Genomic DNA, 9292 nt, shown 5'->3' on the forward strand with positions numbered 1-9292 from the left:
GCACCAGGGCATTCCTCGACCGCCGCGAAATGATCGCCGTCAATATCGGCGGCGCCGGTACGGTGACGGCCGATGGCCTGCCCTTTGAGATGGCAACGCGCGACATGGTCTATCTCGGCATGGGCACGCAGGAAGTTTCGTTCGCTTCGGCCGAGCCGGACAAGCCGGCCAAGTTCTATCTGCTGAGCGCGCCGGCGCACCAAGCCTATCCCAGCCAGTTGATCCGCGTCAGCGACGCGAAGCGGCTCGACTTCGGCAGCCAGGCGACCAGCAACGAGCGTTCGATCTTCCAGTTCATCCATGCCGATGGGGTAAAGACCTGCCAGTTGGTCGTCGGCATGACGCAGCTCGCGCCGGGCTCGGTGTGGAACACCATGCCATGCCATGTGCATGACCGACGCATGGAGGCCTATCTCTATTTCGACCTGGCCGAAGGCGCGCGCGTCTTCCACTTCATGGGCGAGCCGGACGAGACGCGCCACATCGTCATGCGCAATGAAGAGGCGGTGCTGTCGCCGGGCTGGTCGATCCATTCTGGAGCCGGCACCTCGAACTATGCCTTCATCTGGGCCATGGCCGGCGACAATGTCGACTATACCGACGTCGACCAGGTGACGATGGATCAGCTCAGGTGAGCGATCTTTCTGCCTTCAGCCTCGCGGGAAAACGCATCCTCGTCACCGGCGCCAACACCGGCATCGGCCAGGGCATCGCCGTGTCGGTCGCGCGCGCCGGCGCCGCCGTGATAGGCGTCGGCCGCTCGGCGATGGATGAGACGGCGCAGAAGGTCGCGGCTGTCAAGGGACGGTTCGAAGCTGTGGCCACCGATCTCGGCGATCCCGCCAAGGCGGCCGACATGCTCGACCGGGTCTGGGACGAAATCGGGCCGCTCGACGGCCTTGTCAACAATGCAGGCATCATCCGACGCGCCGACGCGGTCGAGCTGACCGAGGCGGACTGGGACGAGGTGATGGACATCAACCTGAAAACGGTCTTTCGACTTAGCCAGAGTTTTGCCAGGCGGGTGCTTGCGCAACCCGGGCGACGCGGCAAGATCGTCAACATCGCCTCGGTGCTGAGTTTTCAGGGCGGCATCCGCGTCGCTTCCTACACGGCCTCGAAACATGGCGTGCTCGGACTGACCAGGCTGCTTGCCTGCGAATGGGCGTCGAAAGGCATCAACGTCAACGGCATCGCGCCGGGCTATATCGAGACCAACAACACCGAAGCCCTGCGCGCCGATCCCGACCGCAGCGCCGCCATCCTCGGGCGCATTCCCGCGGCGCGCTGGGGCCTGCCCGGCGATATCGGCGATGCCGCCGTTTTCCTGCTGGCGCCGGCGTCGGATTACATGCATGGCGCGGTGATGCCGGTGGATGGCGGCTGGCTGGCGCGATGACCATTTCAATTTCTGGACGGAAGCTCGCGATGACCGATATCTTTTCTCATGCCGACGAGAAGACCCGGATACCGACGCCGGACGGCAACAGGCGGCGCGTGCTGGTGCATACCGACGAACTGATGCTGGTCGAGTTCGCCTTCGACAAGGGCGGCGTCGGCGCGCTGCACTCGCATCCGCATGTCCAGGCAAGCTATGTCGCCGAAGGCCGTTTCGAAGTCACCATCGATGGCCGCTCGGAAATCCTGGAAGCGGGGAGCAGCTTCATCGTTCCGTCGAACCTTGTGCATGGCGTCAAGGCGCTGGAAGCGGGGCGGCTGGTCGACAGTTTTGCACCCTATAGGGCCGACTTCCTCTAGGTCCTTCCTATGGTCCAAAAGGAAAACCCGCGCCGTGAGGCGCGGGTTTGTTGCCTGGGCGCTTGTGGCGCCGCCGCGGTACTCAAACATTGCCGCAGGACGATAACGGTGCCGCAACATAGTGAAGATAGGTTTAACGAAGAAGACTGGAACTGTGCCGGCATATCGGCCAAAGAAACGATGGGCCGCAGATCGTCATTCGGCGGATGAGCAAAGCCGGCGGGAGAGAAAGTCTGGAATGGACGTCGTACGAAAATCAGAAGCCCTTTTACGCGAGGCCACCAGGCGACCGGTCAGGGAGGTCCGGCGCCTTGCGCTGGATTTGAAGCGGCTGTGGCGGGTTTGGGTAGAGGCGGACACGGCGCGCTACAACAAGATATTCATCGCCGGCTGCGCGCGCAGCGGAACGACGCTTACGCAGCGCCTGATGGGATGTTTCGAAGACACTTTCGTCCATCGGGCCGAAGCGAAATACACCCAGTTGGACATGCTGGACCGCCCGGAAGCCAACCTTGTCGTCAAGCGCACCGAGCGGGGCCATGTGCACCTGGCTAAATTGCCAAGCGCCGTTGGCCTGATCTATTGCGTTCGCCATCCGCTTGACGTGCTTACAAGCTCGCATCCGGAGAGCAGGGCGCAGCGCCGGTTCCACGTCACGCCCGAACGCTGGCTGGCGGAATATGATGCCTTGCTGCGGCTGAGGAAGACCCAGCCCCGCCGCGCGATCACCTATATCCGTTATGAAGACATGATCGCTCAGCCGGATGCCATGCAGGAGCGGATCGCGAGGGCATTCGACCTCAAACCGCGCATCCGGTTCAGCGAGGATCCCGGCAACCCGATACGCGCAACCTCGCTGCAGAAATGGGAGCGAAACGAAGAGTTCCGGACCTATCTGCGCGCCCTGCCGCCGGCCTTTCTCGCGCGCCTGAAGGAGTTCTGCGACGAGTTCGGCTACGATATGCCGGACTGGGCCCGCGGATGACGGCAACGGTTGGCCTTCTCGCCAAGCGGCACGGACCTTTGATCACACCCGGCATGCTGCCCGGCGACGACGGCGCCAACATAAACGGTCCTTCGCTGGTCAGGATGCCCGATTGGGCGAAGGGCCGGCTCGGGGCCTATCATCTCTATTTCGCGCATCATCATGGCAGCTATATCCGGCTTGCCTATTCCGATGCGATAGAGGGTCCCTGGCGGATCCATCCAGGGGGCGTGCTGTCGCTCGCCGAGTGCCCATTCCTCCAGGGGCACATCGCGTCTCCCGACGTGCATGTCGATGAGCGGAATCAGCGAATCGTCATGTATTTCCATGGTCCGGCCTTGAATGGCCAGGGCCAGACGACCTTTGCGGCCACCTCCGCCGACGGTCTGCGTTTCAGGCCCAATGCCGAGCCGCTCGGACCATTCTACGCTCGGATCTTTCGCCATGACGGCTGGTGGTATGGGCTCTTCGGCACGGGCAATGTGAGGCTCCGCCGATCGAGCGACGGTCTGTCCGGTTTCGAAGAGGGACCGGTCGTTTTGCCCGGCTCACGGTGGGCAAGGCCCAGGCACGTCGCGGCGCAGAAAAGCGGCCGGTCGCTGATCGTCTATTATACGCGCAAGGACGACGCCCCCGAGCGCATCGTTTACGGCAGCATGGATCTTTCCAGTGACTGGCAGCGCTGGAAAGTGCGCGGCAAGACCGAATTGCTGAGGCCGGAGACGGACGACGAAGGCGCGGATCTTCCAGTTAGCCGCGGCCGCAGGGGCGCGGCTAGGGGCAGGCAGAATGCGCTCCGCGATCCGGCGATTTTCGAGGAGAATGGCCGGACATGGCTGCTCTATGCTGTCGCCGGCGAAAGCGGCATAGCGCTGGCCGAAATCCGGCCCGGCGAACCGAAGGCCGCAGGTTTGCGAAGATCGATCGCGGACCTGTGGAACCAGCTACGGATCTAATGCTTCGTCACTTTGGCGAATGCGGGGCTCAGCGCTGCTGCAGCGCAAGCCTCACGCCGAGCGCGCAGTAGATGCCGCCGACCACCTTGCCCTGCCACCTCAGCACGGCCGGCTTGCGGCGCAGGAAAGAGCCCAGACCTCCGGCCGAGACGGCGAAGACCACGGTGCTGAAGAGGCCGAGCAGAACAAAGACGGCGCCAAGGATCGCCAGTTGAAGCACGACCGATCCGTTTTCGGGGCGCATGAACTGGGGCAGGAAGGCAAGGAAGAACAACGCCGTCTTCGGGTTCAGCACCTCGGTCAATACGGCCTGCCGGAACGCCTTGCCCGCCGGCACGGCCAAGACGCTCCCGGCGAGATCGACCGGCGCCTTCTCGAGGATGGCGCGGATGCCGAGGTAAACGAGATAGGCCGCGCCGATATATTTGATGATGGAAAACAGCATCGCCGAGGTGGCGATGATGGCCGAGATGCCGAAGATCGCCATGACGGTGTGGACGACGTCGCCCGCCGCGACGCCGGCGCCGGTGGCGATGCCGACCTTGGTTCCCGAGCTGGTCGCCCGCGCCACGGTAAGCAGCGTGGCAGGCCCCGGAATAAAGACGAAGCCAAGCACGATCGCGACATAGGTCGCCAATGTGGCCAAATCGATCATTGCCGGGTTCCTCCGCTGCAGGCCGGACAGGAAGCCATCCTTTGCGTGGAAAGGCAATGCGGATGGCGGCGACGCTTGTTTGCAATTATACCATAGAGTGGTACTATCGCCCACTAAGGGTGAAGGATGATCGCTGGCTTTCGGGACGAGTGGTTGCGAGCCTTCTTCGTTGACGACGTGCGCTCAAGGAATATCCCGCCCGATCTCGAACTGCGGCTGTTCCGCAAGCTCCAGATGATCGATGATGCGACGACCGATCTGGATTTGCGCGTGCCGCCCAGTAATCATTTCGAGAAATTGCGCGGCAACCTCGAAGGGTTCCATTCGATCCGCGTCAACAAGCAATGGCGGCTGGTATTCCGGTGGGACGGTCGCCGCGGTGAAGCGTCGGGCGTCTATCTTGACGACCATAGCTACAGATAGGTGGATTATGCTGACGACCAAGCGCAGACCGGTGAGGATCGGCGAGATCCTGGTGGAGGAGTTCATGCGGCCGATGGGTCTCACGCAAGCCGCCTTGGCCGAGGCAATGGGCGTGCAACGCAAGCATGTCAATGAGCTCTGCAACAATCGTCGCAACGTCACGGCGCCGACCGCGCTTATCCTTGCGCGTGTGTTCGGCAACAGCCCCGAGTTCTGGCTCAATGTGCAGCGGCGCAGTGATCTGTGGGAGGCGATGCACAACCCGAAGGAGCGTGAGAGGATCGAGCGCGCGCGTCCGTTGCCGAACGCGGCCTGATCCGGGCTTGATAGGATGCTCGAGGGCAGCGTACCGGCACCCCTCGGTCTACCTGGATAGCCTTCCTGTGATCGTCACTCTAAGAAGCGGCCTCAGCCGAAATCCGGGAATCACTCTCAATGCGGACATCGATAGCTGGCATTCCGGCGGAGGGACGCGATCCGAAGCGGCGAGTGCTGCAGGACGTGTTCGGCTTCGACGATTTTCGCCCCGGGCAGGCCGACGTGATGGAGGCGCTGCTGGCGGGACGCCACGTGCTGGCCGTGATGCCGACCGGCGCCGGCAAGTCGCTCTGCTATCAGGTTCCGGCGCTTGTCTTGGGCGGGCTCACCATCGTCGTCTCGCCGCTGGTGGCGCTGATGCAGGACCAGGTCTCGGCGCTGCGGCTCGCCGGCGTCGCCGCCGACACGATCAATTCCTCGCTCGACCGCGATGCCAATGTCGCGGCGTGGCGCCGGGTCGCGTCGGGCCAGACGCGGCTGCTCTATCTCGCGCCGGAGCGGCTGATGACCGACCGGATGCTCGACGCGCTCGCCAGGCTCGATATCCGCCTGATCGCCGTCGACGAGGCGCATTGCATCTCGCAATGGGGGCCGGCGTTCCGGCGCGAATATGAGGATCTCGCGCAGTTGCGCGACATCTTTCCGAAAGTGCCGATCATCGCGCTGACGGCGACCGCGGACGAGACGACGCGCACCGACATTTCGGCGCGGCTGTTCGCCGACCGCGTCGACACGCTGGTGCTGGGCTTCGACCGGCCGAACATCAAACTCGCCATCGAGCCGAAGCAGGACAGCAAGCGCCAGCTGCTGCGCTTCGTCGAGCGCCATCCCGGGCGCAGCGGCATCGTCTACTGCCTGTCGCGCCGGAAGACGGAGGAGATGGCGGCCTTCCTCGAAAAGAACAGCGTCACGGCGCTCGCCTATCATGCCGGCATGAGCAAGGAGGCGCGGGAAGCGAACCAGAACGCCTTCATGACGCTGTCGGGCGTCGTCATGGTGGCGACCATCGCCTTCGGCATGGGCATCGACAAGCCGGACGTGGCCTATGTGTTCCACACCGACCTGCCGGCGAGCCTCGAGGCCTATTACCAGGAGATCGGCCGCGCCGGCCGCGACGGGCGGTCGGCGGAGGCGCATATGCTGTACGGCCTCGGCGACATCCGCACGCGCCGCCTGTTCATCGACGACGAGGATGCCTCGTCCGAGCACAAGCGGCGCTCGCACGGCCGGCTGGACACCCTGATCGGCTATTGCGAGACGGCGCAGTGCCGCCGCCAGGTGCTGCTTGGCTATTTCGGCGAGGAAGCGCAGCCTTGCGGTAATTGCGACAACTGCCTCAGCCAGGCGCCGCGCGCGGACGGCAGTGCCGAAGCGCGCATCATCCTTTCGGCCGTCGCGCAAACCGGCGAGCGGTTCGGCGCCGCCCATGTCATCGATGTCCTGCTCGGCCACGAGACCGAGAAAGTGCTGGCCAGGGGCCATCAAAGGCTTGCCAGCTTCGGCACCGGCGCGGCGCACAAGAGACCTGCGTGGCTGTCGCTGATCCGTCAACTCGTGGCGGGCGGGTTTCTGATGCCGGATCCGGACGGCTATGGCGGCCTTGCCATTTCGGAAAGCGGCCGCGCGCTCGGCCGCGGCGAAACCGCGTTCGAGTATCGCGTCGAGACGCGGCACCGTTCCTTGCGCAACAAGGCGCGTTCAGCCCAGGCTGCCGCCGGCACGGACGATCTGGACGCCGCGCTCCTCGCCGCGCTCAAGGCGCTGCGGCTGCGCCTCGCCAAGGAACGCCAGGTGCCGGCCTATGTCGTCTTCTCCGACCGCACGCTGATCGACATGGCCGAGCGCCGCCCACGCGACCTCGACGCCTTCGCCGAGGTGAACGGCGTCGGCGAGGCCAAGCTCAGGGAATTCGGCGAGATTTTCTTGAGCGCGATCGCGGCGCATCAGGCGGGCGCTTAGCTCGTTACCATTCGCCGCTGAGACGTTGCCGCCTGCAGGGAAGCACCTTGCTCTCCCCTGCAGGTGGACCCCGGCGACAGTTCAGGCCGCTACGGGCAGCGCCTCGATCCCGTGGCGCTGCATGGCTGCGCCGATGCGGGCGAAGTCGGGCTGGGCCTGCGGCTCGGCGGTGCCGATGTCGCGGAAGAAAGCGATCATGGACGGCTCGACGAGCACCAGCATCCGCACCGGGCGGCCGCTGTCGTTGGAGTAATTGTGCGGCGCCCTCGGGCCGATGCGCACCGAGGTACCGGGACCTGCGACGGTCACTTCGGGCGGGCCGCCGGCGCCAAAGTGACGGACGGTGAGCGCGCCTTCCAGCACATAGAACAATTCGGGCGAGGCGTGGCTGTGCGGCGGAGTGCCGGAACCTGGCGGGACCTCGACCTCGATAAGTTCAAGGCTGGAACCCACGATGCCGCCGAGCAGGCGGATGCGGTCGGCGACGACCCAGAGCGTCTGGGCGGCCTCGGGAGTGGTGACGTTGAAGTTCATGGCTTGTCTCTTTGGTTGGTGACTTCCGCCGGTGAATGACCCGGGGTGACCGCGGACAGGATCACCTCGAGTGCCCAGGATGCGGTCTCGCCGGCCTGGGCGCCGGTGAGACCGCCATAGTCCTTCAGGATCTCCCATGCGGAGGCCGAGAAGAGCAGATGAGCCAGCGCCTCGACCTTCTCGGCCTCGGCGGGCTGAAGAGAGGAAATGGCGGGAGCCAGCGCGCGCCTGAAATTGGCGCGGCGGCTTGCCACCGTGCCCATGCGCATCTCACGGCCGGTCCGCGAATGGAGCGACGAGCGGATCGCAGCGTCGTGCATATCAAACCGCGGGAAGGCCTGGCGGGGACCGTCGACAACGTCCTCAGGGGTCCTTGGGGTCGTAGAGGCTCTGATCCGGGCATTCAACCAGGGCCAAAAGGCAGCCAGCAGGTCGTCCTTGGTGGCGAAGTGGCGGAACACCGTGCGGCGCTGCACGCCAGCCTTCCGGGCGATCGCCTCCATGCTGATCTCGTCGGCGGCGGTGGCCGAATCCATGAGCTCAAACAGGGCGCAGAGGATATCCTCATGCGTTTCACGCGCTTTCTCTTCGCGCATGGGGCTGTTGTAGGTGCGGACTTGCGACACGCGGGTGCTCCTAATTGATGGCACTGTTTGTGTCATGAAAATCGACGACTGTCAATTGGTGTCACTGATGGTGTCGTTAATTGAAGTTGATAGGGTCGCTTTTCGCTCGGTCGGACTTGGTCGCCGACGGTTACTAATGACGGAATGAGCGCTGCGGCCCAAGGAGCGGCAGGCCAGCGCACGGCCGGCCGGACGTCGATTCGGGCCGATCAACCTCGATCCTTCGCCGAGGTGAACGGCGTCGGCGAGGCCAAGCGCAGGGAGTTCGGCGAGATGTGAGCTGAATCCACAGGTAACTCTTCAGGTACACCCAGGGTGGCGCATGACGCGGTGTGCGACGGCAGGGGCGAACATTTGACAAACTTTGTCAAAATATGCCATACACTGGACATTATATGGAGGCCGATATGGCGACGATGAACGTATCCTTGCCCGATCCCATGAAGGCGTGGGTGGAGGCGCAGACTGAAACGGGGCGTTACGCCAATGCGAGCGATTACGTGCGTGATCTGATCCGCAAAGATCAGGAGCGCAACGACAAGATTGCGGCCATGCAGAGCTTTGTCGATGACGGCCTGAAGAGCGGTATCGGCAGGCGCTCCAAGGACGAGCTTTTCGCAGAGGCGGTCAACCGGGCAGAGGCGCCACGCGGCAAGCGATAATGGGTTTCCGCCTATCGATAGCGGCGGAAGAGGACATTATCGGCATTGCCGAGCAGGGTGTCCGCGTGTCTGGCCCCGTGCAAGCCAGACAATATCATGACGAGTTGTTCGCGATCTTCGATCTGATCGTCGCCAATCCGCGCATCGCGCGGGAGCGACTTGAGTTATCACCGCCGATGCGAATCCATCCGTTCAAGGCCCATCTAGTCGTTTACCGGATCGAGGGAGACGGCGACATCCTCATTGTCCGAGTGCGTCACGGGCACGAGGATTGGGCGAGAAGCTGATTCCTGACGTCGGCGAACGCCTGACCCCGGACAAAACACCTTTTCGTCCCATCGACAACATTCAATAATGCGCGTAACCGCTCAACGGACATCTCTGGGATGCCGGAACCTCGAATGTGCCGTCAATGC

At 63.8% G+C, this 9292-nt stretch carries 14 protein-coding genes; 11 read left to right on the top strand and 3 right to left on the bottom strand.

All coding sequences use genetic code 11. From position 1 onward, the window contains the following. The 5 genes from kduI to EOA29_RS15500 form a co-directional block, all read left to right on the top strand. The coding region (gene kduI, locus EOA29_RS15480) for a 5-dehydro-4-deoxy-D-glucuronate isomerase (RefSeq protein WP_127221108.1) at positions 1-635 on the top strand (635 nt) is incomplete at its 5' end. Further along, complete coding sequence (kduD, locus tag EOA29_RS15485) at positions 632-1399, top strand: 2-dehydro-3-deoxy-D-gluconate 5-dehydrogenase KduD (RefSeq protein WP_126091348.1); 768 nt, start codon at positions 632-634, stop codon at positions 1397-1399. The genes kduI and kduD, both read left to right, overlap by 4 nt. A gap of 29 nt (positions 1400-1428) precedes the next feature. Next, positions 1429-1758 carry a cupin domain-containing protein gene (locus EOA29_RS15490; protein ID WP_126091349.1) on the top strand — a complete coding sequence of 110 codons (330 nt, stop codon included), beginning with the start codon at positions 1429-1431 and terminating at the stop codon, positions 1756-1758. A gap of 238 nt (positions 1759-1996) precedes the next feature. Next, complete coding sequence (locus tag EOA29_RS15495; RefSeq protein ID WP_126095704.1) at positions 1997-2743, top strand: sulfotransferase; 747 nt, start codon at positions 1997-1999, stop codon at positions 2741-2743. Next, the gene (locus EOA29_RS15500; RefSeq protein ID WP_126091350.1) at positions 2740-3699 is read left to right on the top strand and encodes a hypothetical protein; all 960 of its coding nucleotides are present in this window, start codon (positions 2740-2742) and stop codon (positions 3697-3699) included. The genes EOA29_RS15495 and EOA29_RS15500 overlap by 4 nt, the downstream gene beginning before the upstream one ends. Positions 3700-3727: 28 nt before the next feature. On the opposite strand, the gene EOA29_RS15505 is transcribed toward EOA29_RS15500, so the two are convergent. After that, entirely contained in the window at positions 3728-4354 is a 627-nt protein-coding gene (locus tag EOA29_RS15505) for a LysE family translocator (RefSeq protein WP_126091351.1), read from the bottom strand. Between the two features lie 126 nt (positions 4355-4480). On the opposite strand from EOA29_RS15505, the gene EOA29_RS15510 reads away from it, so the two are divergent. From EOA29_RS15510 to recQ, 3 genes are all read left to right on the top strand, one after another. Then, entirely contained in the window at positions 4481-4777 is a 297-nt protein-coding gene (locus EOA29_RS15510) for a type II toxin-antitoxin system RelE/ParE family toxin (protein WP_126091352.1), read from the top strand. 7 nt (positions 4778-4784) lie between these two features. Next, positions 4785-5093 (top strand): HigA family addiction module antitoxin, encoded by a 309-nt coding sequence (locus EOA29_RS15515; RefSeq protein WP_126091353.1) that lies wholly within the window; start codon positions 4785-4787, stop codon positions 5091-5093. Between the two features lie 119 nt (positions 5094-5212). Beyond that, on the top strand, positions 5213-7054 hold the full coding sequence (gene recQ, locus EOA29_RS15520) for a DNA helicase RecQ (RefSeq protein WP_126091354.1): 1842 nt from the start codon (positions 5213-5215) through the stop codon (positions 7052-7054). Between the two features lie 81 nt (positions 7055-7135). Here the strand turns inward: recQ and EOA29_RS15525 are convergent, their stop codons facing one another. Beyond that, positions 7136-7588, bottom strand: coding sequence for a cupin domain-containing protein (locus tag EOA29_RS15525; RefSeq protein ID WP_126091355.1), 453 nt, complete (start codon positions 7586-7588; stop codon positions 7136-7138). After that, positions 7585-8214, bottom strand: coding sequence for a TetR/AcrR family transcriptional regulator (locus EOA29_RS15530; RefSeq protein WP_126091356.1), 630 nt, complete (start codon positions 8212-8214; stop codon positions 7585-7587). Before EOA29_RS15530 ends, EOA29_RS15525 begins: the two co-directional genes overlap by 4 nt. Before the next feature lie 144 nt (positions 8215-8358). On the opposite strand from EOA29_RS15530, the gene EOA29_RS43785 reads away from it, so the two are divergent. The 3 genes from EOA29_RS43785 (at position 8359) to EOA29_RS15540 (ending at position 9163) form a co-directional block, all read left to right on the top strand. Continuing rightward, a complete protein-coding gene (locus tag EOA29_RS43785; RefSeq protein ID WP_281059648.1) occupies positions 8359-8493 on the top strand; it encodes a hypothetical protein in 135 nt (44 codons plus the stop codon). A 128-nt stretch (positions 8494-8621) separates the two neighbouring features. Continuing rightward, complete coding sequence (locus tag EOA29_RS15535) at positions 8622-8876, top strand: type II toxin-antitoxin system ParD family antitoxin (RefSeq protein ID WP_126091357.1); 255 nt, start codon at positions 8622-8624, stop codon at positions 8874-8876. After that, entirely contained in the window at positions 8876-9163 is a 288-nt protein-coding gene (locus EOA29_RS15540; protein WP_126091358.1) for a type II toxin-antitoxin system RelE/ParE family toxin, read from the top strand. Before EOA29_RS15535 ends, EOA29_RS15540 begins: the two co-directional genes overlap by 1 nt. The last annotated feature ends 129 nt before the right edge of the window (positions 9164-9292 follow it).

The sequence above is a fragment of the Mesorhizobium sp. M1E.F.Ca.ET.063.01.1.1 genome, assembly GCF_003998155.1.
GTDB lineage: Bacteria > Pseudomonadota > Alphaproteobacteria > Rhizobiales > Rhizobiaceae > Mesorhizobium.